Origin of the sequence: Acinetobacter sp. KB005 (assembly GCF_049949095.1) — a bacterium.
Lineage (GTDB): Bacteria > Pseudomonadota > Gammaproteobacteria > Pseudomonadales > Moraxellaceae > Acinetobacter > Acinetobacter calcoaceticus.
The window spans coordinates 1838486-1865411 of record NZ_CP188191.1 but is presented as its reverse complement, the minus strand read 5'-3'; the positions used below and the strand labels follow the sequence as shown (position 1 = coordinate 1865411).

At 40.4% G+C, this 26926-nt stretch carries 27 protein-coding genes; 6 read left to right on the top strand and 21 right to left on the bottom strand.

Going from position 1 to position 26926, the window contains the following annotated elements; translation table 11 throughout:
• The gene (locus ACPF64_RS09060) at positions 1-447 is read right to left on the bottom strand and encodes a hypothetical protein (RefSeq protein WP_426456054.1); all 447 of its coding nucleotides are present in this window, start codon (positions 445-447) and stop codon (positions 1-3) included.
• Positions 448-639: 192 nt separating this feature from the next.
• Between ACPF64_RS09060 and ACPF64_RS09055 the strand changes: the two genes are divergently transcribed.
• The gene (locus ACPF64_RS09055) at positions 640-1785 is read left to right on the top strand and encodes an aldose epimerase family protein (RefSeq protein ID WP_426456053.1); all 1146 of its coding nucleotides are present in this window, start codon (positions 640-642) and stop codon (positions 1783-1785) included.
• A 153-nt stretch (positions 1786-1938) separates the two neighbouring features.
• Here ACPF64_RS09055 and ACPF64_RS09050 read toward each other — a convergent pair whose 3' ends face one another.
• Positions 1939-3162, bottom strand: a complete 1224-nt coding sequence (locus ACPF64_RS09050; RefSeq protein ID WP_426456052.1) for a hypothetical protein — start codon at positions 3160-3162, stop codon at positions 1939-1941.
• Between the two features lie 270 nt (positions 3163-3432).
• Positions 3433-4653, bottom strand: a complete 1221-nt coding sequence (locus tag ACPF64_RS09045; protein ID WP_426456051.1) for an MFS transporter — start codon at positions 4651-4653, stop codon at positions 3433-3435.
• 105 nt (positions 4654-4758) lie between these two features.
• On the opposite strand from ACPF64_RS09045, the gene ACPF64_RS09040 reads away from it, so the two are divergent.
• Entirely contained in the window at positions 4759-5547 is a 789-nt protein-coding gene (locus tag ACPF64_RS09040) for an AraC family transcriptional regulator (protein ID WP_426456050.1), read from the top strand.
• Here ACPF64_RS09040 and ACPF64_RS09035 read toward each other — a convergent pair.
• On the bottom strand, positions 5514-6836 hold the full coding sequence (locus tag ACPF64_RS09035) for a glutaminase (RefSeq protein ID WP_004641747.1): 1323 nt from the start codon (positions 6834-6836) through the stop codon (positions 5514-5516). The genes ACPF64_RS09040 and ACPF64_RS09035 overlap by 34 nt on opposite strands.
• Positions 6837-7014: 178 nt before the next feature.
• Positions 7015-7497, bottom strand: a complete 483-nt coding sequence (def, locus tag ACPF64_RS09030; RefSeq protein WP_005048425.1) for a peptide deformylase — start codon at positions 7495-7497, stop codon at positions 7015-7017.
• A 238-nt stretch (positions 7498-7735) separates the two neighbouring features.
• On the opposite strand from def, the gene ACPF64_RS09025 reads away from it, so the two are divergent.
• On the top strand, positions 7736-9034 hold the full coding sequence (locus ACPF64_RS09025; protein WP_426456049.1) for an MFS transporter: 1299 nt from the start codon (positions 7736-7738) through the stop codon (positions 9032-9034).
• Between the two features lie 61 nt (positions 9035-9095).
• Here ACPF64_RS09025 and ACPF64_RS09020 read toward each other — a convergent pair whose 3' ends face one another.
• From ACPF64_RS09020 to ACPF64_RS08955, 14 genes are all read right to left on the bottom strand, one after another.
• On the bottom strand, positions 9096-10292 hold the full coding sequence (locus ACPF64_RS09020) for a hypothetical protein (protein WP_205469709.1): 1197 nt from the start codon (positions 10290-10292) through the stop codon (positions 9096-9098).
• A 153-nt stretch (positions 10293-10445) separates the two neighbouring features.
• Complete coding sequence (locus ACPF64_RS09015; protein WP_426456048.1) at positions 10446-12086, bottom strand: thiamine pyrophosphate-binding protein; 1641 nt, start codon at positions 12084-12086, stop codon at positions 10446-10448.
• A 39-nt stretch (positions 12087-12125) separates the two neighbouring features.
• Positions 12126-13592: an aldehyde dehydrogenase gene (locus ACPF64_RS09010; protein WP_426456047.1), complete on the bottom strand. Its 1467-nt coding sequence runs from the start codon at positions 13590-13592 to the stop codon at positions 12126-12128.
• Positions 13593-13605: 13 nt separating this feature from the next.
• A complete protein-coding gene (locus tag ACPF64_RS09005; protein ID WP_426456046.1) occupies positions 13606-14397 on the bottom strand; it encodes an aspartate dehydrogenase in 792 nt (263 codons plus the stop codon).
• A 15-nt stretch (positions 14398-14412) separates the two neighbouring features.
• Positions 14413-15207, bottom strand: a complete 795-nt coding sequence (locus ACPF64_RS09000) for an SDR family oxidoreductase (RefSeq protein ID WP_426456045.1) — start codon at positions 15205-15207, stop codon at positions 14413-14415.
• 15 nt (positions 15208-15222) lie between these two features.
• A complete protein-coding gene (locus ACPF64_RS08995) occupies positions 15223-16047 on the bottom strand; it encodes an alpha/beta fold hydrolase (protein ID WP_426456044.1) in 825 nt (274 codons plus the stop codon).
• 36 nt (positions 16048-16083) lie between these two features.
• Positions 16084-16605 (bottom strand): cupin domain-containing protein, encoded by a 522-nt coding sequence (locus ACPF64_RS08990; protein WP_003653112.1) that lies wholly within the window; start codon positions 16603-16605, stop codon positions 16084-16086.
• A 23-nt stretch (positions 16606-16628) separates the two neighbouring features.
• Complete coding sequence (locus ACPF64_RS08985) at positions 16629-17852, bottom strand: MFS transporter (RefSeq protein WP_426456043.1); 1224 nt, start codon at positions 17850-17852, stop codon at positions 16629-16631.
• A 42-nt stretch (positions 17853-17894) separates the two neighbouring features.
• Positions 17895-19106 (bottom strand): NAD(P)/FAD-dependent oxidoreductase, encoded by a 1212-nt coding sequence (locus ACPF64_RS08980; protein WP_426456042.1) that lies wholly within the window; start codon positions 19104-19106, stop codon positions 17895-17897.
• Positions 19107-19134: 28 nt separating this feature from the next.
• Complete coding sequence (locus tag ACPF64_RS08975) at positions 19135-20064, bottom strand: VOC family protein (RefSeq protein ID WP_426456041.1); 930 nt, start codon at positions 20062-20064, stop codon at positions 19135-19137.
• 11 nt (positions 20065-20075) lie between these two features.
• Positions 20076-20840 carry an SDR family oxidoreductase gene (locus ACPF64_RS08970; RefSeq protein WP_426456040.1) on the bottom strand — a complete coding sequence of 255 codons (765 nt, stop codon included), beginning with the start codon at positions 20838-20840 and terminating at the stop codon, positions 20076-20078.
• Positions 20833-21900, bottom strand: a complete 1068-nt coding sequence (locus ACPF64_RS08965) for an aromatic ring-hydroxylating oxygenase subunit alpha (protein ID WP_017388716.1) — start codon at positions 21898-21900, stop codon at positions 20833-20835. Before ACPF64_RS08965 ends, ACPF64_RS08970 begins: the two co-directional genes overlap by 8 nt.
• A 16-nt stretch (positions 21901-21916) precedes the next feature.
• Positions 21917-22216 carry a recombinase-like helix-turn-helix domain-containing protein gene (locus tag ACPF64_RS08960; RefSeq protein ID WP_003653124.1) on the bottom strand — a complete coding sequence of 100 codons (300 nt, stop codon included), beginning with the start codon at positions 22214-22216 and terminating at the stop codon, positions 21917-21919.
• A 27-nt stretch (positions 22217-22243) separates the two neighbouring features.
• On the bottom strand, positions 22244-22549 hold the full coding sequence (locus ACPF64_RS08955) for a non-heme iron oxygenase ferredoxin subunit (protein WP_003653126.1): 306 nt from the start codon (positions 22547-22549) through the stop codon (positions 22244-22246).
• Between the two features lie 273 nt (positions 22550-22822).
• On the opposite strand from ACPF64_RS08955, the gene ACPF64_RS08950 reads away from it, so the two are divergent.
• Positions 22823-23635, top strand: coding sequence for an IclR family transcriptional regulator (locus ACPF64_RS08950; RefSeq protein ID WP_003653128.1), 813 nt, complete (start codon positions 22823-22825; stop codon positions 23633-23635).
• Between the two features lie 46 nt (positions 23636-23681).
• Here the strand turns inward: ACPF64_RS08950 and ACPF64_RS08945 are convergent, their stop codons facing one another.
• Positions 23682-23981, bottom strand: a complete 300-nt coding sequence (locus ACPF64_RS08945; protein WP_151827071.1) for a hypothetical protein — start codon at positions 23979-23981, stop codon at positions 23682-23684.
• A 14-nt stretch (positions 23982-23995) separates the two neighbouring features.
• Positions 23996-24577 (bottom strand): nicotinamide riboside transporter PnuC, encoded by a 582-nt coding sequence (gene pnuC, locus ACPF64_RS08940; protein WP_003653131.1) that lies wholly within the window; start codon positions 24575-24577, stop codon positions 23996-23998.
• Between the two features lie 401 nt (positions 24578-24978).
• Between pnuC and ACPF64_RS08935 the strand changes: the two genes are divergently transcribed.
• Positions 24979-25923 carry a DMT family transporter gene (locus tag ACPF64_RS08935; protein ID WP_281831378.1) on the top strand — a complete coding sequence of 315 codons (945 nt, stop codon included), beginning with the start codon at positions 24979-24981 and terminating at the stop codon, positions 25921-25923.
• A 195-nt stretch (positions 25924-26118) separates the two neighbouring features.
• Positions 26119-26907: a crotonase/enoyl-CoA hydratase family protein gene (locus ACPF64_RS08930; RefSeq protein ID WP_426456039.1), complete on the top strand. Its 789-nt coding sequence runs from the start codon at positions 26119-26121 to the stop codon at positions 26905-26907.
• Positions 26908-26926: the final 19 nt, after the last annotated feature.

The following is a 26926-nucleotide window of genomic DNA, read 5'->3' as shown; positions in this document are numbered from 1 at the left end:
TTAAATAATATGAATTTCCTCAACTCTTAGGTGATGCATCATCTCTCGAATAAACACAAAGTAGGTAAAAATATAAAGCTGATCTGGGGCTACTTGGCTTGTGTAGTAGCTCAAACGCTCAATAAAATCATTGAATCCATGCTCAAGCTCAATGCGACTGATTTGCTTTTGAGCACTAAAAAATAACTCACTGAGTTGCGTCATAGCTACATCAGATGTAACAGCTACACCACTTATATTTAGATTTCTTAGTGGCTGAGACTCTATAATTTCTTCAATAAAATAAATCATCTTTTCAATAGCAAGCTCATCAATCACACTATGGCGAATGCTTTTTGAATTAATAAAACTCAAGCCCTGTTCAAGTTGAATATGTTGGTTGTCTAAGTCAAATGACAGGCCATTAAGACCGAGTGAAAATTTTAAAACCGAGTCAGAATAAGTCATAAAAATAGCTTACTGTTGAATTTTGATAATAAAGTTAATTTGTTTATAACCTTAAATAGTGTCAGTTTGTTCAATACCTAAAATGAACTGAGTTAATAATCATTAACACCATATAATAAAAAACTCTTTAAAAAGATGAAAAATCAATCTTATATTCATCAATATCCTACCATTACAAAATAGAGTATAAACATGAAAAAATTAGTAATTTTAAGTTTTACGATCTATGGCTTTGCACAAATTGCGAATGCAGCCACATTAAATGTAAAACCATACGGCACAACTCAAGACGGTCAAAAAGTTGATCTATACACTATGAGCAATAGCAAAGGAGTCTCTGTATCTTTTATTAGTTTTGGTGGCGTAATTACACAGATTTTGACTCCCGATGCACAAGGTAAACAAAATAATATCGTTTTGGGCTTCGATGATCTAAAAGGCTATGAAGTCACTGATACCAAGGAAGGCATTCATTTTGGCGGATTAATTGGTCGTTATGCGAATCGTATTGGCAATGCTAAATTTAACTTAGAAGGGAAAACATATAACCTCGAAAAAAATAATGGCCCGAATTCATTACATAGCGGTAATCCGGGTTTTGATAAACGTATTTGGCAAGTTAAGCCCCTTGTTTCCAAAGGTGAAATCGTCAAAGCTTCTCTTAAGTTAACCAGTCCAAATGGTGATCAAGGTTTTCCCGGAAAGTTAGATGTGGAGGTGATCTACAGTCTTTCAGATCAAAATGAATTCCAGATTGAATATAAGGCCAAAACTGATCAACCGACCGTCGTCAATCTCACCAACCACAGTTATTTCAACCTGTCAGGAGCTGGCAATAACCCTTATGGTGTACTCGATCATGTTGTACAGCTCAATGCAGACCGTGTATTGGTAACCGATCAAAATTCTTTACCCACAGGTGAAATAGCTTCGGTTGCAGGTACACCTTTTGATTTTCGGACTCCTAAAGCAATTGTAAAAGATATTCGAGCGAATCATCAGCAATTGGCGTATGGATATGGCTATGACCAAACTTGGGTGATTAACCAAAAGTCTCAAGGGAAATTAAATCTTGCTGCTAGTGTTGTTGACCCAAAATCTAAACGGACTATGCAAGTCCTAACCACTGAACCAAGCGTTCAAATGTATACGGCGAATCATTTATTAGGAAATGTTGCTGGTGCAAACGGCGTACTTTATCGACAAGCAGATGCTCTAGCATTAGAGACACAGCATTTTCCAGACAGCCCCAATCAACCAACTTTCCCATCTACTCGTTTGAACCCAAATCAAGCGTATAACAGTGTCACCGTATTTAAATTTGGTATTCAAAAATAGTCTTTTGAATTGGAATTATATTCATCTTAAAAAAGACTCTCAGTTTAATATGACTGAGAGTCTTTTCATTTATTTAACCTTTGTGTTCGTAAAATGCCGAATATTAACCGTCACCTCACTCCTATCTAAATAGGCCAAGGTGAAATGAATCACTTAATGAATATTTGTTCGAATTGAACCAGTCACACTCACATCACCCAGCTTTGTACCCTTCAGTTGGATATTAGAACCATCTTTAGAGATCAATACATTTTTACAATCACTTAAAGTACAAGAATAGCCATTTATCTGAATATTCACAGGATTTTGTCCTTGAACAGTGATATAACCATGCCCAGTAGTAGATGTAATAAAGTAAGTTATTTCTTTATTAGAGAGTTCATAAGCATAAACCTCGTTTGTATCAATTTTTCCTACATTTGAGATATCAATTTTGGCATAACTATTAATTAAAGTAATATTTCCTGAGGCTATTTTAGAGTTAGATCCAGTTTTTGAATTAAAGTAAACGTTATTAAATTCTACATTTACTCGATCGTTATCTAGTTTTTTTAATGTTCCCATAGCCGCCGCACTAGAGAGAATCTCTTCTCCTGTATAATAAGTGTTAACCAGCCCTGATGATTTACCTGTAAGAAAATATAAGCTCTCACCATTCGTAAATTGAACAACAAGCTGAGTATCCCTCATATAGGCTCGAAGAATATCCATTTTCTTACCATTAACAGTAATTTCACCATTATGGGTCTTTTCAAAATCTGTAAATTCTAAAGGTTTGCTACTAATACTCCCTTTTACCGTACCATTCAATGTAACTAAATACGTTACCTTTTCATTATTCGAGTAATATGAATCTTCAAATTTTTTATTATTAAATAATAGTGTTGAATCACCAGTACGATCATCATAAATCACACTAATTCCTTCACAACCTTCAGGAGTCCATTTATCATCCCTACAAGTTAAGGAAGATTTCTCCGTATCAATTCTTGCACTTACCACCTTACCAGAAAGCTTATCATATTCAACTCTAAAAAATTGATTTCTATCTAATTTATAATAAAATGAAAGCCCTGAATTCCCATAAGTTCTTACACTATAACTAGGTTCAATCACACTTTTACTAGATCCATTACTTGGAACAAGCTGGGTTGATATGCCATTATTTTTTTCATTAATTATAGTGAGATTTTGCTCAAAAGTTGTAGTGTAATTAATCAATGGAGTGGATGATAAAGTCGGGATTTCATTAGGATTTGACTTTGAAGATGTAGAAGAACCGTCGGTAGAACTTCTTCCACCACCCCCACCACATGCAACTAAAGTTAATGTAGAAACGAGAAAAACACTTAATGATAATTGCTTAATAGCGAACACTTCATACCACCCATAATAAATTTTATTTTATATAATAAATTCAATAAATTAAGAAATTATTACTATTTCTACAATATTATCAATTTATGTCTTGATATATTTCCTTGCGATTTTAAACAATTTTTTTCATAGGACAAGATAGCCTATTGAATTAACTTTATTATTTTTAATTAAAATAAATTTATCACCCTAATATATAGTTCTCTTTTCTAATAAAAAATCCCCCAACCTTTTTAAGACTGGAGGATTTAAAACAACGGAGTGATGGTTTTATTTAACCTTTGTATTTGGTAAAAATGCGGTTGCGAAACCTAATAATGGTAACAATGAACACAATCCAAATACCCATTCAATGCCGTTAACATCGGCCAAATGCCCTAAGCCTGCTGCGGCAATACCACTTACCCCAAACATAAGACCAAACATTAAACCAGCAATCATCCCCACACGGCCCGGAACAGCTTCTTGTGCATAAACCACCATTGCAGCAAAGGCAGACGACAACACCAAACCAGTAATAATTGATAAGACTGTTGTCCAAAACAAGTTTGCATACGGCATCATTAATGCAAATGGAGCCATACCCACAAATGAAACCCAGATAACAGCTTTACGACCAATCTTGTCACCAATTGGGCCACCTGCAAATGTACCTAAAGCAACAGCTGCCAAAAACGCAAACAAATGCAACTGAGCGGTCTGGATACTGATATGGAACTTTTGAATCAAGTAAAAAGTGAAGTAGTTGCTAATGCTGGCAATGTAGGTAAATTTAGCGAACATCAACACACTAATGGTGCTCAAGGCAATAATGAGCTTACGACCATGTAATTTACTCTGTGCTTGGTTTACACGTGTAACTACCTGATTTTTTGCATGACCAATCGTCCAACGGCTTACACCAAATAAAACCCAAATAGCTAAAAGTGCAAATATAACTAAGCCCGCAACTGCATGCTGTCCAAACGGTACAATCAGCAAAGCTGCTAACAATGGGCCAATAGCAGTGCCTGTATTTCCACCCACCTGAAAAGTCGATTGAGCCGTACCAAAACGTCCACCCGATGCCATTCGCGCCACCCGCGAAGCTTCTGGATGAAAGGTTGCAGACCCAACCCCAATAAGGGCAGATGCACACAACAACACAGCAAAACTTGGTGAAAATGCCAACAAGATAATGCCGCAGAATGTAACGACCATTCCGAGTGGTAGAAGATAAGGTTTTGGATGTTTATCGGTATAAAGTCCAATCCAAGGCTGTAGCAGTGAACCTGTAATTTGATATACAAACGAAATCAGGCCAACTTGAGCAAAACTCAGCGAGAAGTTTGCTTTGAGCATTGGATAGATGGCTGGTAACACGGCTTGAATTAAATCATTCAGTAAATGTGCAACCGCCACAGCACCTACAATTTTAATAATCATTCCTTGAGGCTGATCATTTGCAACGGTATTGGCAATACCATCTTTCAATTGTATTGAAGACGTCATACCTGAAAAACTCCAATATTTTAAGTAAGGTGCTTATTGTAAATTGTCGCTTATAAAGTTATCTTCCAATAATCATCGTATAAGTGACAATTTTTAGGATAGATTATGTCCGATTCTCTTATTCAGTCTGATTTGTCTGAACTTGTGATTGGGCTATCTTCTGAGCATGCCTACCGAGAAATCACACCTACTCATACACATATCCGCGCTCAGTTTTTATATGCGTCTACAGGAAACATTCAGGTGTTTACACCAAATAATGTCTGGATTGTGCCGCCCATGTGTGCGTTATGGATTCCTGCCCATGTCGAACATAGTGTCATTTCACTGAGTCACGTTAAGTTAAATACGGCATTGGTTGAAGTAAATGCAGCCGCTTTAATGGGGCAACATTGCTTTATTATTCGGGTGAGCAACCTGTTGCATGAGCTTTTGATTCGTTTAAACGAAATTGAACAAGAGGAGACTCCAAATATTGTCACCTCTCAAGAGCTTTCTCGTTCTTTACAAATTTTGATTTTTGAAGAAATTCATCGGGCCAATTTGCTGCCTATCCAGATTCCGTGGCCAAAAGACAAACGATTATTAAAAATTTGCCAAGCGTTATTACACGCGCCTAATCACTCAAAAGATTTAACAGATTGGGCTGATGATATTGGTGCGAGTTCGAGAACATTAATGCGTATGTTCCAAAAAGAAACTGGCCTATCTTATCGGGCATGGGTACAGCAAATGCATATCGCACTTGCCTTGAGTAAAATCGCGAATGGTGAATCTATTACTGAAATTTCCGAGTCACTGGGGTATAACAACCCCAGTGCATTCAGTGCGATGTTTAAACGACATCTCGGAAAAACACCTCAGCAATTTAGAAGTGCCGCGATGTCGTTATAAGTCTTTTTTTTTGCAGGTAGGTCATGCTTTTCGAGCAAATCATCGAAATCATGATAGACATGAAGTTCTCGATCTTTACCAGTTCTCGCATGATCTAATCGCTGTTCTGGATCAACCAAAACGAGTGTATGACCATCATCAATCAGACGATCTACACCTTCTAAAAACATACGTTTACCCACATCATGGATAAGCGAAATCTGGGTCAAATCAATCACGATTGTGCTTTGATCAGTTGTCTCGTCTTGTAAAATACGCAACAACATTTCAGCTTCGGTAAATTTCAATACACCTCGAAGCACATACACACTTAATGACGCATCTTTTCCTGTACGGTAATGGCTTTGTACAATAGTTTGTGCAGAAGGTGTACCTTCCATGAGATGTAATCCCATATCACGAGATAACCGTTCTAAAATATCGATACCTCGAATACTATGACCATGCTCATCTAGTCGAGGTGAAAAAGCAGCAATACTGACTTGACCTGGCAGCACACCCAAAATACCGCCAGCTACACCACTTTTAGCAGGAATACCTACAGTTGAAAGCCAGTCACCCGCGGCATCATACATACCACAGCTCATCATGACACTGAGTACTTGTCTCACTACAGATCGGTTCAATAAGCGTTTTCCGGTTTTAGGGTCGACCCCACCATTGGCAAGTACACTGCCCATACGTACCAGATCTTTAACTGTAACCATGATTGCACATTGACGAATGTAACCATTCACAATATCGACAGGGTCAGTTTCTAAAATTCCGACAGTTCGCAACATATAACCGATCGAAAGATTACGATAGGCTGTTTTGACTTCCGAATCGTAAACAGACTCATCAAAACTTAATTCGCGACCAGCAAGCTCGCTCATAAAACGGCGTAGAATTTCTGCACTGTGTAGACCATGTTTGACCTGAATCAATGAATGTACAGTAATTGCGCCAGAGTTGATCATCGGGTTTTTCGGACGGCCATCTTTACCCAATGAAATTTCATTGAAAGCTTCCCCTGAAGGTTCCACCCCTACTTTAGCGAGTACCGCATCAATGCCAAGCTGTTGTAAAACATAAGCATATACAAACGGTTTAGAAATTGACTGTATGGTGAATTCAGTATCATCATCGCCGATCGAATAAATTTCACCATCTACCGTAGACATTGCCAAAGCCAATCGGTCTGGATTTGCATTTGCCAACTCTGGAATATAGTCAGCTAGATGCCCGCTATTATCTACCTCACAGGCTTCTATCACATTTGCCAAATAATCTGGGAGAGGGGTTTTCATGGTCCGTAACCTTAAATGAGGAGATTTGCGCTTTAGAGCAATTTTTCAGCACAACCTGCTGATAATATTAAAATTATACTTTTTGAATGAATTAAAAATCACGATATAAGTATTGTAATTCCGTTGACTTCTTTATTTCAAGCTCATTATACCTTTTTCAAAACTTTAAAACAGAAGATTAGATTATTCTTTCTACAAATAGCACTCCATTTAAATGATCGACTTCATGTTGAACAATACGAGCAGGAAAACCGTGAAAAATCGTTTCAACGAATTCACCCTGAAGTGTTGAATATTTAACCTTTACCATTTCTGCGCGTTCAACTTGTCCACGTTCATCTGGCACGCTTAAGCAACCTTCTTCACCCAAAAGCGTTTCATTTGAGAACTCTAAAATTTCAGGATTCACCATCACCACCGCATCCATTTCAGGTGCATCGGGATAGCGCGGGTTTGGTCGAGAAGCCACAATAATGACTCGTTTAGAGATATAGACTTGAGGTGCAGCAATTCCTACACCATTACGTTCAAGCATAGTGGCATGCATGGCGGCTGCAAGCCCATAAAGCCAATCACTGTTCAGCTCACTAGATGAGACAGGTGCAGCAATCAGTTTTAAAATGTCTTCACCGCGCTTAGCTACAGGTAAAACTACACTCATCCCTTGAATCTCTCATTAAACTAGCTATGACAAGTTTTATTGTGTCGCTGAACGGCTCAAAAGAAAAGTCATTCCTACATCTGTTTTTGTTTAATCTAAAGCGTTTTTAGTTTTAAACCGTTTTGTCTTTTCTTGGTTAACCCAATCTACACTCATCTATAGCACAAATTTCCTCCATTTACTTTTAATTCACTTTTCCATTAATATTCAAACTTCGATTACAACAATTAAGTAAAAAATGGATCAAGAATTAACGTTGCAGGATGCGAACTATCTGAATAAAGAAGATAAACGAACCCTCGCTCTTTCTTCACTGGGTGGTGCTTTAGAGTTTTACGATTTTGTGATTTATGTGTTCTACGCCAAAATCATTTCCGACCTCTTTTTCCCAAGCACACTTAGTCCGTTTTGGGCCATGCTCAATACTTACGGTATTTTTGCAGCAGGTTACTTTTTTAGGCCGTTAGGTGGGGTTGTAATGGCCCATTTTGGCGATCTAGTTGGGCGAAAAAAACTATTTTCGCTTTCTATTTTACTGATGGCGCTGCCTACTCTGTTTATCGGGATATTGCCCACTTTTGAAAATATTGGTTATTTGGCACCGCTACTTTTATTGCTCATGCGTGTGGTGCAAGGTATTGCAATTGGAGGTGAAATTCCTGCCGCGTGGACATTTGTGTCTGAACATGTTCCCGAAAGAAAAATTGGACTGGCCAATGGTTTATTAACTGCCGGACTGTCTTTAGGAATTTTATTGGGCGCACTGATGTCTTTATGGATTTCGCTGAATTTTAGTGAAGGACAAATCCATGACTGGGCTTGGCGTATACCGTTTATTGCAGGCGGTATTTTTGGTCTAGTCGCACTTTATTTACGGACCTATTTAAAAGAAACACCTGTGTTTAAGGCAATGCAGGCACGTAAAGAAATTTCAAAAGAAATGCCGGTTAAACAAGTGTTAAAAACACATAAAACAGCCGTTGTTATTGGGATGTTATTTACGTGGTTTTTAACAGGCTGTGTGGTGGTGGTGATTTTAGCCATGCCAAATTTATTGATTGGTTCATTTGGTTTTGAACGTACTCAGACTTTTGAAATGCAAAGCGCAGCCATTGTCATGCAAATGGTTGGCTGTATTTTGGCAGGCTATTTTGCTGACCGTTTTGGCTGTGGCAAAGTCATGATGGTAGGTGCGCTTGCCGTGGCACTCACAGCAGCAATTTTTTATAACAGTTTAGGCCACGCCGCACATTCAACCATTTTTGGCTTATATATGTTGCTAGGTCTTTGCTCAGGCACTGTTGGAATGGTGTCAAGCAGCATGGTTAAAATGTTCCCTGCACCCGTTCGCTTCTCGGGCATTTCATTTTCTTATAATTTATCTTATGCAATTGTTGGCGGTATGACGTTGCCTTTAGTCCATTGGCTTAGTCAATATAGTGATATCGGTGCGATGTATTATATTTTTGCGCTCACCATTTTGGCCTTTGTGACTGCATTTATATTTTGGAATAAGTTTGAAAAGTCCAGATATTAAAAGAGCTTATCTATTAAATAAAAAACCACGCAACGGGCGTGGTTTTTTAATGTTGTTCACTTTAGAAAGTAAAACCGATATTAAAGTTAATACGATATAGCCATTTGTCGCTGTTTGGCGAAGTAGCCGAGGTATACCCTGTTGAGTTGGTCGCCCCACCAATAATGTTGGAGTTTTTACCCCACGTGTAATCTGCCCAAACCATAAATGGTGAAGCAATAAACATCATCCCTGTGGTGTTCATTTGCGAGTCGGACCAATCATCACGTTTTTTATCGAGATAACTATAGTCATTATAAAACTTAATGGCTTTTAGCTTGCCCATATTGGTCACAGGCAACGTATAGGCAAGGTTTAAACTGGCAATCGTACCTTCCGAAGCAATGAAATAAGCAGGTGTAAGGCCATTCGCTCCCATCAAAGTCATATCACTGTTTACACCATCCGGATTTTTAGCATCGTACTGATAATGAATGACCGAACTTTGTAAGTTAAAGCGCTTATAGTTATTTTCAGTATGCAAACCGACTGCATAATATTTGCCGTCTTTATCGGTGATATCATTATGTAGCTGGGCAACTGCACCCGACACGCCAAACTCTTGTTTACCGAAATCAGTTTCTAACTTGCGAACAATGCGGGTATTAACCTGATTGCGCTTTTCATTTTGATAGGCTTTTTGAGATGGAAATGCATTTCCTGCCAAGTCATCATAAGTTGCACTTTCAGGTGAATAACGCAGATTCGTCTCTAACATTTGCGGGTAATAACCGAGTTTTACATCCCAATCTTTGTCGTGATAATTCCAGTTGATCCCCGGTGCAATATTGTTGCCATAACCTAAAAAGAACGGAATGTGATAGGTCCAGCCATTTTGCGGATAGGGATAAATCGTAAAAGGTTTATAGACCAGACCCGCTTCAATACTGTTATTGGCATCTAAGTTATAGCCTACATATGCTTTTTCAATCGAGGTTTTCTGTTGGTCTTGAACCATATAACTGGCATTGATATAGGCATCATCAAACTTACCTTTGAGATCAACCCTGAAAATATCAAAATGGAGCTTACCAAAACCGCGGTTAGGCCCTTCCCAATCTTCATAGCGTTGATTTAACCGAACCACCCCACCTAACTTTAATGAGTCGGTGCCATCATCACTTTTCCATTCAAGCAATGAATCTTTTGCAAACGCACTTGCACTCATCCCCATAGCGAGTGGTGCAATGAATGCCATGATCAATGAAGTCTTTTTCATCTCTACATCCTTGATTGAGTTCCAGCATCCTGCTGGAACTTTATTTGTTTTACCTGTAAAACTTCGTTTTTATTGTTTTTTAGATAAAAAAATATCTAAAAAAAGGATGGCTTAGCAGCTCCCATCGCATATGTACTAAACCATCCAAACTGGTTAATACAGTTTCTTTTGCGGTGGACCCGCAAAGTTTAATGGTCCAATCGAGTTCATATCGAGCTCAATTACCGTTGGTCCTTCAAATGCAACCGCCTCTTGAATGACAGTTTTAAACTCATCTGCACTACCGACTTTCCAGCTCTTCACCCCCATTGATTCACCAAGGAGTTTGTAGTCTGGTGTATGCAATTCATTGAAATACTGACGACCACCAAAGTAGTTATTTTGAATGCCACGCATTACACCATAACCACCATCATTCATAATCATTAGGACCATGTTGGTGTTTTCTTGGACCATGGTTGCAATTTCGCCAATGCCAAGCATTAAGCCGCCATCGCCGACCAAACCAATCACTTTTTTGTCAGGGTTAGCAACCGAAGCACCGATTGCAGTTGCAAGACCTAAACCAATTGCACCCGCGAGTGAGTGAATGTTTTGGTTTGGTGCTTGTACAGGGAACAAGCGACTCCCCCATGTGCTACCTGACATGGTGATGTCACGTACAAAAATGCCGTCTTGAGGTAAAGCTGCGCGCAAGTGATCACAAATTAAAGCGTATTGGTCGATTTGCTTACGCAGTGCATCAATTGCAGCTTGTTTTGCAGCAACTACAGCCGCATCGTAATCGGCATCAACTTTTGAAGTACCTTGAAGCTGTTCCAACACGCGTGTTAAGACATCTTTGGCATCGCCACAAATGAAATTGCGGATTTTATAATTACGTTGCTGAGCCACTGGGTTAGCATCTACCTGAATAATGTTTTCAGGGAACTCAACCGAATAAGTTTTGGTTTCATTACTACGTAAACGAGAACCCAATACAACCATTAAGTCAGCATCTTTTAATAACTGCTCAACCGCTGCCGAGTTGTGGAATGCACCTAAACTACGTGGATGGTCGTCTGCCAACACCCCGCGGCCGTGCGTAGATGACACAACCGGAATACCTAAATCTGCAATTGCTTTAACTTCTGCAACGCTATTTAAAGTTCCACCACCAATCCAGAAAATTGGACGTTTTGCTTTTTTGATTTCACTTACAAGAAGATCAATTTCTGCTTGCTCTGCCTGTGGTAACTCAAGTGCTTTGACTGGCCCTAAGTTAAGTGGCAAATCAATTTCTGCTGCCTGCACATCAATCGGCAGCTCAACACTTACCGGTCCCATTGGAACTGTGGTTGCTACACGGATGGCTTCACGGATTACACCCACTGCATTGTCTGGACTTGTAATACGAAATGCCGCTTTGCTTGATGCGCGTAAAAACGTAAGTTGGTCTTTGGTTTCGTGAATGAAACTTGCATCACGGTCAAGATATTCACGCTCAACCTGACCTGTTAAATGCAATACAGGGCTACCCGCATTCATCGCTTCAATCAGTGAACCCACCGCATTACCAGCCCCAGCACCCGTACTTGTCAGTGCTACACCTAAGCCTTTAAAGCGTGAATGTGCATCTGCCATGGTTACCGCACCCGCTTCACCACGAGCAGCAACAAAACGCATTTTTTCACGGCGTCCTACTGCGTCGGCAATAGGTAAATTGTGAATGGAAATAACACCATAAATACTGTCAACTTGGTGCGCTTCTAAAACTCTTGCGATTGCTTCGCCTACATTTACACGTTCAGTCATGTCTGTTCCTCAAAATTTGTTTTTCAATCCTTGAATCTATTAATCGCACCAAGGGTTAGGCTGTTCATTCAGCCCCATATAAATACTCTTTTGCTGCATGTACGATAAAATGCCCAAACGGCCTTTTTCGCGCCCGATACCACTGTCTTTAAAGCCACCAAACGGCGCACTAATCGAGAACTTTTTGTAGGTATTAATCCACACTGTTCCCACTTCTAACACACGTGCAATCCGCCAAGCTTTACGGTAGCTTTCAGTCCAGATGCCTGCTGCAAGACCAAAACAACTATCATTGGCTTGGGCGATCAAATCTTGCTCGTTGTCATATTTCATGACGACTAAAACAGGGCCAAAAATTTCTTCCTGACAGGTTTGGGCACTATTACTTAAACCCGTAATAATAGTGGGTAAGTAATAACTGCCTTTGGCATAGTCACCAGTTGTTAATGCTTCGCCACCAACCAAAACTTGACCACCTTCGCTTTTAGCAAGCTGCACATAGCGATCAACCGACTGCAAATGTTTGTCATTTACGAGTGGCCCTAAATGCACACCAGCCTGTTCAGGATGGCCCACGCGTAAGCCTTTGGTAATCTCAACCAGACGCGTTAAAAACTGATCGTAAAGACTGCTATGAATAAACAAGCGAGAGCCTGCGATACACGCTTGGCCTGCCGAACTAAAAATACCGTACGCTACGCCTTTAGCAGCAAGTTCTACATCAGCATCTGGCAGAACGATTGTTGGTGACTTACCACCTAGCTCAAGCGATGTGGTAATGAGTTTGTCCGCTGCAATATGAGCTAAATGACGGCCCGTGGTTGTTCCTCCTGTAAAAGAGATTTTACGAACCAATGGATGTTGAGCAATGGCATCACCAATCACAGAACCACGACCAACTAACACACTGAGTAAGCCTTTTGGCAAACCTGCCTCTTCAAAAATTTTGGCAAGTTCTAAAGCAATCAGCGAAGTTGCTTCTGCTGGTTTTAACACCACTGCATTTCCTGCTGCTAAAGCTGGAGCAAGCTTTTGAACTTCACTCGCAATTGGAGAATTCCAAGGTGTGATTGCTGCCACAACGCCTACAGGTTCATGCACGCTCATGGTCATAAAATCTGGAGCGCGTTGAGTGGTTAGTTCATCATTCAGCGTTTCACACGCCGCTGCAACATAACGTGCAGTCGCCGCAGCACTCATCACCAAACCACGTGTTTCGGTTAAAGGCTTACCATTATCGCGTGTTTGTAGTTTTGCCAATTCATCGACACGCGTTTCAATAATGTCTGCAACCTTGTAAAGAATACGTGCGCGCTCATGCGGCAAGCTATTTCTCCAGCTGGGTTGACGCCAAGCCTGATCAGCCTTTTCAATCGCTTCATTCACATCTTCAAGCGTTGCAGTCGAAATTTCTGCATTGACAGACTGATCTGCCGGAAACAGGCTTTGGATGACCGCACCGCGGCCCAAACGCCATTCACCTGCAATATAAATTTCCTTTGCCATGATCAAATCCTTCTTAAATCTGTATTGCTTCTACACTGTTGCGACAAGCACGAATCACGCTAAGCGCAGCCAAAGTTGATGTTTTCGGGTTACTTGCTAACGGCACACCAACCAGTTCAATGGTCATTTGCCCAAAGCCACCTTCTGCCACGATGGTGTGTTTGTTTTTGTTGATGGCTGGATCAACAGTTAACTCGACCATGGTTTCATCCATTCCAAGTCCAGCAAGTGCAATCGTTGCAGCGACGTTGGCATTGGCCGGAAATTTCATGGCAGCTTCACGAGCAGTTCCGGTAAAAAAGACTGTAGCTTCAGTCACATGGTCTAAATCGACCAATTGCTCTGCATAACTACCCTTCCAGCTTTTTGGACTTTTACAGCCTTTGTAAGTGACTTTTTGCAAGCCACCTTCTTTGGCTGCTGAAATACCGTCAATGCCAGCAATGGCACCTGCGAGTAAATGCAGATGGGCATTATTTTCTTCAGCTGTTTGTTTAAGCTGAATCAGAAAATCGCTATCAGCTAAAGTTCCAACCGAAATCAGGCCTATGGTCCAACCTTTCGCTAAAACCTTTTGAGCATGTTCTTTCACTGCTGCTTGACCTGCCACCTCAATGACATAGTCTGGCGCACCATCACATTGCTCAATATCTGAAATCACCTGAATCTCTGAAGACACTTGTGATTGAACTTTTTCAACGCTACGAGACGGCACGACAATCCATTTCAGTTGCAAATCTTGAGGCAAGTGAGCATGCACTTCTGCTGCCATTGCTCCAAAACCAATCATCATCAACTTTTTCATGACAGCACCTGATATTTATAAATGTTTATTAAAACCACCTGAGACATCGAGTGCCGCACCTGTGGTGTACGATGCCAATGGAGATGCCAAGAAAACTAAAGCACGGGCTGGTTCTTCAGGACGGCCTAAACGCTGCATTGGAATGCCTCGGTTTTTAGCAATATTGCCTGTCCATTCTTCCCATGACTGGTTTAAGTCTGAGCGAGTTTCATAACGGCGTTTCCACTGCGCGGATTCGACCATTCCGAGTAAAATCGAGTTCACACGAACACCATACTGAGTAAACTCATGAGCCAAAGAATGTGTAAGATTCAACAACGCCGCTCGTGCTGATGACGTGGCAATCATGTGTGGCTCTGGTTGTAACGCCAGTAAAGAGTTCACATTGGTAATTGAGGCATTTGCCGATTGTTTTAAATCTTCAAGAAAAGCCCGTACCGGATGTAAAACACTGAAATACTTCAGCTCAATTTCTTTCATCCAGTCTTCATCTTGCGTATTTTCAAAGTTTGAAACGCGGCCTTGTCCAGCATTATTAATGAGCATATCAACATTGCCCAAATTGAGTTTTACGTCTTTGGCAAATTGTTGAACTTCTTCTTTTTTCAACACATTACATGCTTTGGTAAAAATATTGGCATGTGGATACTTCTCTAAAATATAGAGCTTTGACGCATTCAAGCGCTCTTCATCGCGACCACACCAAGCTACTTTTGCACCCTCTGCAACCAGTATTTCAACAGCAGCCAGCCCAATCCCAGAGGAGCCACCCGTAACAACTGCAACTTTTCCTTCAACTTGGAAGCTCATAATCCTTAATCTCTCTTACGATTGTTCCTGAATCGTCAACATAATTTGGTTAAATGCTTGCGGTTGGTCGACATAACTTAGATGTCCTGCATCTTGGATGATGTAGTGCTGTTCCAACTGCAATTCCTGAGCAAGCTCTTGTATACCTAACGCAGGAGTGATTTGATCTTGCTGCCCTGCAATCACTGTGCATGGGGCTTGTAAATCTGTTAAATAATTACGTATTTCGTCATAGGCAAGTAAGTACGATGCATGTGTGAATCCCTGTAGGGTCAACTGCTGCATCACCTCTGAAACTAAAGCCAAGGCTTGTGGTTCTTGTTTATAAATCAAATGAGGCCCACGGCTTTCTGCCATACCTTTAGCGCCTAACTCTTTCAACATTTTTGGTCTTTTTTCAAAAACCTGAATTTGTGTTTGTTCGTCTTGACGTTGGTAGCCTTGAGCCAAATTGGCGATCACCAAATGCTCTACTCGCTCTGGGTAAAGTGCAGCAAATGCACTCGCCTGTAAGGCACCTAATGAGTGGCCAACAACAATTGCTTTTTCAATTTTTAAAACTTCAAACAGCGCTGCCAAACGCTTTGCATAATCGGTAGCATTCGGCTGATCAGTTAAAAGTTCATCTGACAAGCCATAGCCCGGTGCGTCCCAGGCAATGACATGAAAATGATAAGACAGCACTTCAAGTTGGTTCACCCAAGAAGCAGAACCCGAACTAATGCCATGTAACAGCACAAGGTATTCGCCCTGACCGGCTTCTCGATATGCTTGTTGCTGGCCTTGCACAGTCACCGTTTTAACCGGAAATTCTGCTAACTTTTCAATGAGTGTCATCATTTTTATTCCTTTCCCTTAACTCACATCATCAAACGCTTAACGTTTGATTTGAGACAATGGATGCTCTGGTGGATAGTTAGGAATCGTCGGTTTGCCTGTTCCCAACATCACACACATCAAGGCATCTTCTTGACCTGGGTTAAATAGACCACGGTAAATTCCCGGTGGAATTGAAATCAGGTCACGTTCTTTTAAACGGGTTTCGAATTTTTCACCGTTGTGCTCAATGAACAAATCAATTTCGCCGCGAAGCATAAAGAAAACTTCTTCAACGTCATGATGAATGTGCAAAGGTCCTTCACACTGTGGTGGCAACACCATGGTCGAAAACGTAAAGTTTTCTGCTGGTACAGTGTTACCGTCATTTGCAACACCTGTTGCGCCTGTACCCATGTAACGCATTTGCGCACGGCGATATTTCGGGTCGTAATCGGCTTGGAACTTCAAAGCCTCAAAGTCATATTTACGTGTCTCAAAGCGAGCAATACGCGTGTTTAACCAATCTTCTAAAGAAGAATTTTCTGGTTGTGCCCACGATTCGAATTGTTGTGTAGTCATTTTTTAAACTCCTATACAGTGAATTAATATCGTTTTAAAAGAGGAACCAAGAAAAATGACCCGATGACAGCGACAGCAGCCAAGAAGGTAATTCCCAAATTAAAACTATGTGTTTGCATCACGATGTAACCGATAAGTACAGGTGCAATTGCACTTGCAAAATTACCCAAACCGTTAAATATTCCGCCCGCAGTCGCCCCTACATTTGAGGTCGTTACTTTTGCAAGCAGAGCAAATACAGCAGCCACTCCAAAACCCCAAGCCATCGCACTTAAAGACATGGCAGCAATAATCAATAATGGCTGGGTCATGATGACCATCACATACATGAAAATGCCTGCGAGTAATAAGCCGCTAAATACTTGAATTGCACGGCGACCCAACTTGTCAGATAAAAACGCGCCGATGATTTCGCCAATTAACATGGCAATGAATGGAAAGCTTGAATACATCCCAAATTCTTTGAGGTTGAAGCCTTTGTCTTGCATTAAGTAAGAAGGAACCCAGCTGTTTAAGCCCCACAAATAAGTCATCAATGCAATGTTGAAGAGACAAACCAGCCAGAACGCTCTATTGCTCAAAAGTATTTTGGTATTGGCAATATGGCCTTTGAAATTTGTACGCTTGCTCTCGCCTTCAATTTCGACAGTTTTCTTAAGTTGCAAATTACGCAAACCGAAAACAATGCTGAAAATAGCGATTAGCGTTAACCCAGCCATCACAAAAAAAGTGGTATGCCAGTCATGGTGTGCCAAAACATTTGCCGTGATTGGGAACCCAAGGAATGCACCAATCGGTGTTCCAAGTAAGAACATGGTTGAAGCACGGGCTTGCTGACAGTCTGTATATGTCTGTTTAACAATGGTATAAGCCAAGGCAAATAACGGACCTTCTGCCAAACCTAACAGCACACGTAAAATCAACATGCCTGAATAACTGGTGGTGAACCCCATGCAAAACATGAGTAAACCCCATGAAGTTACACTCCAAAACAGCATTTTCTTTGGGTTAAAAATGTCGCCCAAAAAGCTTAGAAAAACTGATGAAAAACCATAAGCAAGTAAGAAACTTGTCATGAGCCATCCCAGTTTGGCCTTATCTTCAGCAATTCCCATTGCACTTTGGAAATGAGGATCTGAAAATAAAACCGCAATACTAATCTTGTCGAAAAATGCCAGTACCACACACACCATAAGGACAAAAGCAGGTACCCAATGCTTTAATCCACTTTTTTCTTCATTACTCATGTGTCATTCCTTCGATTTGGTAATGAGAACCAGATTTAATGTTTACGGTTTTAACTTCATGACATTAAATTCAGAATCTTCTAACAGTTTTGGGTCTAAAACAGTGTTGGCTTGCATCCAACGTTTTGCCAGTTTGACTAGTTTCGAATCATTAATGGCAATCATATTCAGCAAACAATTTTCATGGTCCAGATATAAATAACTCACCTGATCTTCACCGCCTTGGCGAATCACTAACTCTTTCGTTTTTTCAGGTTGATACGTACCTAATATCTGAATATTAAAGTGGTATTGATCAGACCAGAGCCAAGGAATATCGGTATATTCAGTTTCAATACCCAGCATCGACTTCGCTGCGGCAATTGCCTGATTTTGTGCATTTGCCCAAGATTGAATGCAATAGCCCAAACCCGGATGAATCGCGACATCGCCTGCGGCATAAATGTGTTGATCTGAAGTTTGTCCAAAGCAGTTCACCACAATGCCATCTTTCACATCGAGACCAGCGTGTACACCGAGCTCTTTAGCAATTTCGGCACCCGCGCCAACTACCACACAGTCAAACAATTGACTATTTTGTGGATGATTCACCACTTCAACTTTTTGATGAGGTGCTTCAACCAGATGAAGGCTCTTGCTGTCTAAATGAATTTTTGTGCCTTGGGTTTCATGCATATTTTTTAAAAATGCAGAGACTTCAGGACTCACACTTCTTGCACATAAACGATCGCCATATTCAAAAATATGAACGTCTTTACCTTGCTTACGCGCAGTTGCCGCAATTTCAAGACCAATCCAACCACCGCCAATCACAGCGACATTCTTTGCATGCTTTAAAATTTCAGCCAAACGTTCACAGTCATGCACATTACGTAAGGTCACAACATTTGGAATGAACTGCCATGTATTGACTGGTACACGTGCACGGCTTCCTGTTGCAATCAGTAATTTGTCATAGGGCAAAACCTGACCACTTTCTAAATGAACCTGTTTTTGTTCACGATCGACTTTTGTTGCAATTTCCGGTTTGTGCCATTGAACGTTGAACTCTTGAACCTGCTCATTAGAAAACAGATTCAAACTTTCATAAGTCGCCTCTTTTGAAAGTACTTGCTTAGACAGTGGCGGACGCTCATAAAACACTTGATCTTCATTTGAAACCACATGAATTTCGCCCACATAACCATTTTGACGTAAGGTACTTACTGCCCAACCCGCTGCCTGTCCGGCACCTACAATTACGATCTTTTCCATAGCCATCTTCCTTGTAAAGCAATACCTGTTAAACAGGCTTCACCTGACGGCGGGTTGTGTCATCAAGACCACCCTCAATCGCCCACTCGGTGAAAAGCTCTAGACGATGTTCTTCTACACGTGGCTGCCATTCTTCTGTCAAATAATCATCGTTGGTGTAATATTCAAATGCACCGCCTAATGGTGAGTTGACGTACCAAAAATAAGCTGAAGAAATTGGGTGACGTCCCGGTCCAATAAAGGTTGACCATTCCGAACGATTCATATTTAAACCGCCCCCAATCACCTCATGGATATCACGTACGACAAATGCAACATGATTTAAGCCAGCTGGTTTATTTGGAACACTGAGCAAGAATAAATCATGGTGATAACCTTTACCGCGGCAACGTAAGAATGCACCGCGATTTTTGTAGGCATCAGACAAATGAAAGCCTACTTTTTCAATATAGAAATTTTCAGTTGCTGCTAAATCTGGTGTGAAGAACACGACATGTCCAATCGCAACAGGTTGACCTTTTTCATAGACAGGACTTGCCGCATTCACACGTTGAATATTGCCGTATTGGTTAATGCCTTCCGTTTTAAGTTCTTGAACATCTTTCACAAAACTTTGTTCAAAACGAATGGTCATGCCATTTGGATCAAGGCACTGAACTGTATTTTCAGAACGCTTAAAACCATTTACATCAGCTAGGCGGCCTGCCAAGTCTTCAAGGTCTTGAGCATGATCAACACCCCAAGTGACTTCACGTAAAGTTGAACCTTGCTCAATCGCAGGTGGCAAACGCTCATCATCACAATTAAATAGATAAATCTTGCTACCATTTTGGGTCTGGTAAAGATCAGTACCTTCAATATCAGAAGCACTTTGGTTTAAACCAAAATCTGCTAAAAACTTGTTTGAAGCGGCTCTATCTTCAACTCCAAACTTTAAAATCTCGATCCCTGTAATCATTTGACTACCCCTTAGTTAAAGACAAAACCGCCATTGACCGGAATATTTTGACCTGTCACAAAAGAGGACAAATCCGACAGTAGATACAATGCTGTTCCATTTAAATCTTGTGGAAGTTGCTGACGCTGAATCGCTCTTCCGTTGACATATAAATCGTGACGTTCCTGCGGTACATATTCGGTTGCTTCAACCAAAGTCAAACCTGGAGACAATGTGTTGACGCAGATATTGAACGGCCCCAACTCTCTTGCCATTGAACGTGTCATGGCAAAAATTGCACCTTTACTTGCCACATAAGCCATCAGGTTCGGTGCGCCCCAAAGTGCTGTATCGGAAGCAACATTAATGATCTTGCCAGCAGCCGACTGCTTTAAGTGTGGAACGCATGCCTTACTGATCAGCCATGTGCCTTTTACATTAATATTCATGACCCGATCCCAAAGTTCAGGATCATAATCAATCATATTTTTTCCACCTACATTGGTTGCAAGCGCTGCACAGTTCACAAGGCCATCTAACCCTTTTAACAGCTCAACACTTTTTGCTACCGCATTTTCAATCGAGGTCGCATCGGCAAGGTCAACGGTGACCGCATGAACATGAAGTCCTTGTTTCTGCAACTCTTGTGCTTCTTGCTGAACGAGCTCAGACAAAATATCTGCCATTACAACCTCGGCACCAGCTTCAGCAATCGCTTGAGCGAAATCTCGCCCTAAACCACGTGCAGCACCAGTCACTAAAACTTTTTTGCCTTGCAGCAACGCTACATTAGCCATGAGCTTCTTCCTGCATCTCGATACGGTTTGATGCATTTAGTGCAGCAATTTTCTTTAATTGCTTTTCAGCTTCTTTCTTCATTAAACGGCGTAAACGTGCAAGACCCACATCGTGTTGATATAAGAATTCTCTTTCACGAGCATTTGGTGCGAGGTTTTCTAAAATAATGCGGTCTTGTTCCAATACATCCCAATGCAACTGTTCTAAGTGATTGCGATATAAGAAACGCCATACATTGCGTTGCCAGCCACTTACTTTACGGCAGCGCCAGAAAAATACACGGGTATTGTTGGCATCAATTGGCGTTGCATAACCTACAATCCAAAATTCGCCACCCGGACCAAATTGTTTACGGTACGGAATTGAAAGACGTAACCAACTTGCACCTGTAGAGCCGTATTCAACCCAGTCGAAGTTCACACCCGTTTGGCCTTCTTTTTCAAAAACAAAACCATTATCTGTAGTACGGTGCTTCATCTCTGCGGTACGTTCACCATCTGCCATCGAATGTGATGTCGCGTGTAAATATGTACCGTGCATTGGGTCCATCACGTTATCAATCGCGTATTGATGGTTTACTTTCCAGTCGGCTTGGCAAAGGAACGCACTCCACTCTTCGCTTGCAAGTTGTTCTGGGAACTCAAGCGGTTTTGGCTGTTCATTTGCGTCGATACCAAACCAAATAAAAATTGCGCCATGCTGTTCACTAACTGGATAGCTTTTTAAGCATTTGGTTCCTGTCATTGGGCATTCGTGAACGGCTGGAACATCTGCAACCACACCATCAGCACGAACTTCAACACCGTGATACCAACAAGCAACTCGATCACCTAAGTTCCAGCCTAATGAAAGACGAGCACCACGGTGCGGACAGCGGTCTTCAAGTGCGTGTACCTGACCTTCGGCATCACGCCAAACCACAATGTTTTCACCCAAACGGGTAATTCCGACCGGATTGGCAGCCACTTCCCAACTTGCTAAAACCGGATGCCATTGATCACGTAAACCGAGTTCTAAATATTCTTCAGCGCTTTGTGAAGCTGATACGATTGCGTTCATTTTATTCTTCCTTGAATTAATAACCTAAACGTTGCATTTCTTCTGTAAAGCTCGCAGAAGTCCATTCATCACCAGATTCACAGCGGAAACCCTGCTGATTAAGTGCAGAAACAACGTCATCTAATGCTGTTGCGCCCGCAGAAAATGCCTGAATCAAGTTCTTTACAAAGTCTTGTTCGTAGACAGTTGGTTCTTTATAACGTGTTTGCCAAACCAACAATTCAGATTGACCAGGAATTTGAATATTGTTGATACCTGCATCGGTTGCCGGCGTTGCATGAATCCAGCTAGCCAACTTTTCATTAAATGTCTTCATTGTTCTGCTTCCTTGTACCTGTGAGGACTAGAGTTGAATTTGAATATCTTGTCCTTCAACACGAACTGGGTACGTACATAGGTTTCTACATCCCGGTCCACTTTTTAGCTCACCTGTCTGAATGTCAAAAATTGCTTCGTGCAATGGGCATTCGACAGTTTGATCTTCGATAAATCCTTCGGTTAATAAGGCATATGCATGAGGGCAAACATTTTCAATCGCAAAGTAATTTTCATCGACGAAAAATACGCCAATTTTCTTCCCTTCAATTTCGATGGCTTTCGGCTCATCTTCGCTAACGTCACCCTGCTGACAAATTGAGATCCAACTCATACCTTGCGTCCTCATTTTGTTTTATATACAAAACATAATTTGATTTTCAAAACATGAGCTAAGCATAATACCCTTGATCATTTTTTGTCAAAGTAAAAATAAATAGATAATTCATTGGTTTAATAAATTTTAAATATTTTGTTACGTTTCAAACAAGAAACAAAGTTTTAAATATAAAAATTGTTTTATGTATTTTTAACAATTACAATAGTTCTAAAATAAAGCAGCATGCCCCAAATTGAACCTTGTTTTATTTATAGGAAAATGACACGAATGAGCCTAACAATTGAAGAAGATTCGCAAGAATCAGAAACAACAAAAAATGATGATAGATATTTAGTACCCGGCCTTGTACGGGGTTTAGCCATCTTGCAAGCATTTAACCAACAAGCACAAGAAATGACGATTACAGAAATCGCTGAAATTTTAGAAGTGAACCGTTCTAGTGCATTTCGTCTAATCTATACACTCGAATCTTGTGGCTATTTAAGAAAAGCTTCTCAAAAAACTTATGCACTTGATTCAAAAGTCATGGAATTAGGTTTTAACAGTTTATCTAAACTTTCATTGCTCGATTTATCGACGCCTTTAATGAAAGAACTACGTGATCAAACCAAACTTGCCGTGCATCTTTCTATTTTAGAAGGCACACATATTGTCTTTGTAAATAATATTCAGTCGATGGGAACCTTCACGAGTAACATTAGCTTAGGTACTCGCTGGCCTGCCCATGCAACCGTAATTGGTCAAATGTTATTGTCTGATTTACCTGAAACTGAAGTACGCCAGCGTTACCGTAACTTTGATGATTGGGATAGTTTTTCTGAACTGACTCCAACCAATTTAAAAACCTTATTGCAAAGATTAGTTTATGTAAAAACACAAAAAACGATGGTGAGCTGGGGTCATTATAATCATGATATGGCAGCCTGCGCGGCACCTATTTTTAAACAGTCAAATGGCAAAATGGTGGCGGTTATCTCTGTGAGTTGCCCAATTACCACTTACGATGAAAGAACATTTAAAGAAGATATCGCAAGTCTAGTCGTTGAAACAGCGAACAAAATTTCAAAATTTATTTATTAAAAAAAGCGACGTTAAGTCGCTTTTTTTTGCAATTTTATTTCACAAATTAAAAATTACGCTTAAATACGTTCCCATTCATATCTTGAAAAATAAGTGCCGAATGGTTTTCTTTAATATCAAACTTTAAATATTGCTGTTTAAATTGTACAACGGCATAAAACTCTTCAGCACCGTCATCTAACCCTGTAGCAGAAACCTGAGTGCCTTGTGGAAAATCCTTGAACCATTCAGCATTATAGAAATCTGACACTGAATTAAATTCACAATATTTTGCAGGCTCGGCCATTATTTTTGCGGCAATTTGATCAAACTGTTGCTGTTTATAACCATCTAAGCTCAACAACATGACCATTCTCCAAACTAAATCGGCTCAGAAGATAAATTCTGTTTCTTTTTAACCTTTTCCCATTGATACCAGCCATAAGCTGCCATTAGAACAAAGGCTGCATATAAAGCGGCTGTTAAAAATAAATCTTTATAGATAAACATACCCACGTAAATAATATCGACAAAAACCCAAAGTACCCATGTTGCAATATGCTTGCGACTAGTCCAATAGGTTGCGAGTAAACTAAACGCTGCAAGTTGCGAATCAAGCATTGGCACAGCCGCATCGGTAAAGTTTTTAAGAATCAAACCAAAGAGCAAACCACCTACCGCCGCAATAATCATTTGAAAAATTGCTTTTTGAACTGCAATCGGTTCAATACGAATGTCGTGATCTTGCTGCTTTCCCTTAAACCAGTAGTAAAAACCATAAAAATTTACGACCATAAAAAAGAACTGTAAAATCGTTTCACCATAAAGCTTAAATTCGTAGAACAAATAAGCATATAAAACAAAGGCAAAGAAATTAAACAGCCAACACCACATGTTCCTAATAACAGTTAATCCAACTCCAATTAGGCTAATCAAGACTGCAAAAATTTCTAAAGGTGACATAAGAACAGCTTCTTATAGAGATCAATTCGACGAGGTATTATGAGAAAAATATCAATTTAAGCAAACTGCTAATTTGAAATCAAAAAATCTGTGGTTCATGCTTGAATATAATTTGTACTTTTCTATTTCTGTGTTATAAAAATATCACCTGTATTTTAATATACTTATCATGTTTTTATCTAAAGCCCATCTATGTCTGGTTCACCAATTTTATGCCTTAGAGGTCAATGTCTCTATGGTCGATTGGCGACGTCTTTACTTTAGACTATCTGGCGCTTTGGATGAGAAAATCAAGATATTCCATTTGTAATATATCCCCTGATTTTCATAACAAGCCGCCATAAAACGCGGCTTTTTTTATGCCCTTTTAAAACACAAAAACAAACTTTCTGGAGCTTTATATGAAGCCATTATTTGAACAACAGAGTATACCCACCCCGCAGATTCAGCCGGCTGTAGCATTATCTTCACCTTCTACTCGCCTTGCTACAGCCGGCCAATTTATTGCTGTCGTCATTATTTGGTCACTTACCCCACTCGCGGCCGTCTGGACAGTACAAGAAATTCACTGGGCATGGGGGTTATTTATTCGATTCAGTTTGGCAATTCCAATCGCTTTGCTGTGTCTAAAATTTTTTCGTTTAAAACTCATCTTTAGTAAAAAAGCTGTTTTAAGTTATTGTGCCGGAGCCATTGGCTTATTTGGTTCTATGGCCTTTTGCTATATGGGCGCAGATAAAGTCCCCTCTGCCATTATTTCAATTATTTACGGTACTTCTCCGTTAGTGTCTGGACTCATCAGCTCTTTTTTATTAGGACGTGAACGTTTTTCAGCATGGCAGTGGCTTGGGCTGGGTATCGCTCTTGTCGGGATGAGTTTTACTTTAGGACTGTCTTCATCAGGTTTTCAGCTCAACCGCATTGGTATTATGTTAGAGCTGATTGCGATGCTGTTTTATGTATTGTCGACTTTTGCCGTAAAATCTGTTGGTGCGCATGTTCCGCCAATTACACAAATGACAGGTGCCACCCTTGTTTCATGGGTCGGTTATATATGCCTGTTACCTTTCTTTTGGTCACATCTTCCAAATGAATTTCCAAGCTTTAAAATATCGCTAGCGGTGCTCTACAGTGCAGTCTTTTCATCTGTGCTTGCCATGATTTTCTATTATCAACTCATCAAAGTCCTACAACCGACCACTGTGTTGCTCATTACTATTATTACCCCAGTTTTAGCTACATTTTGGGGAACATGGTTCAACCATGAACAGCTCAGCTCACATCTTATTTTAGGTTTAACCCTGTTATGCTTAGGGCTATTGATGTATTCACGCCGTCCAACATAATGTTTTATAACCTGATTGAGGCTACTCATCAGGTTATTCTCCCCCTCATATTTATATTAATCTTAAGAATAAAAGTTTAGTTTTATTTTAACCCTTCCTTCTATTTTTGTTTACGAAGTAGTCTATAAATTGTATTTGACACTTTTTAAACGATCGTTTAAAAACTTATTAAAGACAAATAAAGGACATCACGACATGTCAAATCAAGAAGGAAAAGTTAGCCGTGAAACTCGCAGACATATTTTTTTAATTGGACTAGATCGGGCAGCAAAACGTAATGCCTTTGATAGCCACCTGATTAAAGATTTATCACTAGCGCTCACCGAATATGAAAATAATGATGAACTGCGCTGTGCAGTAATCTTTGCCCATGGTGACCATTTTACTGCTGGTTTAGATCTCGTAGAGTTACAACCTAAGCTTGCTACAGGTGTTTTTGATTTTAGTGATGAAGAAGTAAACCCTTGGGGCACTGTGGGTCGAAAACTGAGTAAACCTTTGATTGTTGCGGTACAAGGCTATTGTTATACCGCTGGTATTGAACTCTTTCTGAACGCAGACATTGCTTTAGCAAGTGCAAACACTCAGTTTGCGCAAATGGAAGTTCAGCGCGGCATCTTACCTTTTGGTGGGGCAACAGCACGCTTTACACAAGCTGCGGGTTGGGCCAAGGCCATGCGCTATTTACTGACAGGTGACCCTTTTGATGCAAAAGCCGCCTTGGATATGAACCTGATTACAGAAATTTGCCCTGAAGGTACGGAGCTCAACCGTGCAATAGAACTCGCTGAACATATCGCTCAAGCGGCTCCCCTAGCGGTGAAAGCCACCTTAGCTTCAGCACGTGAAGCCATCAATGAAGGTTATCAAGCTGCATTTAGCCAGTTACAAAGTCATCTCCATCCCTTATTAAAAACTGAAGATGTACAAGAAGGAGTTTTTGCCATGTTGCAAAAAAGACCTCCTGTTTTTAAAGGTAAATAACTTTCATCACGCTAGAAAA

Excerpts from the sequence above, each read along its gene's own strand:
- ACPF64_RS08990 (WP_003653112.1), bottom strand. The coding sequence starts at position 16,605 with ATGACTACACAACAATTCGAATCGTGGGCACAACCAGAAAATTCTTCT.
- ACPF64_RS08960 (WP_003653124.1), bottom strand. The coding sequence starts at position 22,216 with ATGAAGACATTTAATGAAAAGTTGGCTAGCTGGATTCATGCAACGCCG.
- ACPF64_RS08975 (WP_426456041.1), bottom strand. The coding sequence starts at position 20,064 with ATGATTACAGGGATCGAGATTTTAAAGTTTGGAGTTGAAGATAGAGCC.
- ACPF64_RS09060 (WP_426456054.1), bottom strand. The coding sequence starts at position 447 with ATGACTTATTCTGACTCGGTTTTAAAATTTTCACTCGGTCTTAATGGC.
- ACPF64_RS08930 (WP_426456039.1), top strand. The coding sequence starts at position 26,119 with ATGTCAAATCAAGAAGGAAAAGTTAGCCGTGAAACTCGCAGACATATT.
- ACPF64_RS08970 (WP_426456040.1), bottom strand. The coding sequence starts at position 20,840 with ATGGCTAATGTAGCGTTGCTGCAAGGCAAAAAAGTTTTAGTGACTGGT.
- ACPF64_RS08965 (WP_017388716.1), bottom strand. The coding sequence starts at position 21,900 with ATGAACGCAATCGTATCAGCTTCACAAAGCGCTGAAGAATATTTAGAA.
- ACPF64_RS09040 (WP_426456050.1), top strand. The coding sequence starts at position 4,759 with ATGTCCGATTCTCTTATTCAGTCTGATTTGTCTGAACTTGTGATTGGG.
- ACPF64_RS08985 (WP_426456043.1), bottom strand. The coding sequence starts at position 17,852 with ATGAGTAATGAAGAAAAAAGTGGATTAAAGCATTGGGTACCTGCTTTT.
- ACPF64_RS09055 (WP_426456053.1), top strand. The coding sequence starts at position 640 with ATGAAAAAATTAGTAATTTTAAGTTTTACGATCTATGGCTTTGCACAA.
- pnuC (WP_003653131.1), bottom strand. The coding sequence starts at position 24,577 with ATGTCACCTTTAGAAATTTTTGCAGTCTTGATTAGCCTAATTGGAGTT.
- def (WP_005048425.1), bottom strand. The coding sequence starts at position 7,497 with ATGAGTGTAGTTTTACCTGTAGCTAAGCGCGGTGAAGACATTTTAAAA.
- ACPF64_RS09045 (WP_426456051.1), bottom strand. The coding sequence starts at position 4,653 with ATGACGTCTTCAATACAATTGAAAGATGGTATTGCCAATACCGTTGCA.
- ACPF64_RS08950 (WP_003653128.1), top strand. The coding sequence starts at position 22,823 with ATGAGCCTAACAATTGAAGAAGATTCGCAAGAATCAGAAACAACAAAA.
- ACPF64_RS08980 (WP_426456042.1), bottom strand. The coding sequence starts at position 19,106 with ATGGAAAAGATCGTAATTGTAGGTGCCGGACAGGCAGCGGGTTGGGCA.
- ACPF64_RS08995 (WP_426456044.1), bottom strand. The coding sequence starts at position 16,047 with ATGATGACACTCATTGAAAAGTTAGCAGAATTTCCGGTTAAAACGGTG.
- ACPF64_RS09035 (WP_004641747.1), bottom strand. The coding sequence starts at position 6,836 with ATGAAAACCCCTCTCCCAGATTATTTGGCAAATGTGATAGAAGCCTGT.
- ACPF64_RS08945 (WP_151827071.1), bottom strand. The coding sequence starts at position 23,981 with ATGTTGTTGAGCTTAGATGGTTATAAACAGCAACAGTTTGATCAAATT.
- ACPF64_RS09015 (WP_426456048.1), bottom strand. The coding sequence starts at position 12,086 with ATGACTGAACGTGTAAATGTAGGCGAAGCAATCGCAAGAGTTTTAGAA.
- ACPF64_RS08955 (WP_003653126.1), bottom strand. The coding sequence starts at position 22,549 with ATGAGTTGGATCTCAATTTGTCAGCAGGGTGACGTTAGCGAAGATGAG.
- ACPF64_RS09010 (WP_426456047.1), bottom strand. The coding sequence starts at position 13,592 with ATGGCAAAGGAAATTTATATTGCAGGTGAATGGCGTTTGGGCCGCGGT.
- ACPF64_RS09020 (WP_205469709.1), bottom strand. The coding sequence starts at position 10,292 with ATGAAAAAGACTTCATTGATCATGGCATTCATTGCACCACTCGCTATG.
- ACPF64_RS09000 (WP_426456045.1), bottom strand. The coding sequence starts at position 15,207 with ATGAGCTTCCAAGTTGAAGGAAAAGTTGCAGTTGTTACGGGTGGCTCC.
- ACPF64_RS09025 (WP_426456049.1), top strand. The coding sequence starts at position 7,736 with ATGGATCAAGAATTAACGTTGCAGGATGCGAACTATCTGAATAAAGAA.
- ACPF64_RS09005 (WP_426456046.1), bottom strand. The coding sequence starts at position 14,397 with ATGAAAAAGTTGATGATGATTGGTTTTGGAGCAATGGCAGCAGAAGTG.
- ACPF64_RS08935 (WP_281831378.1), top strand. The coding sequence starts at position 24,979 with ATGAAGCCATTATTTGAACAACAGAGTATACCCACCCCGCAGATTCAG.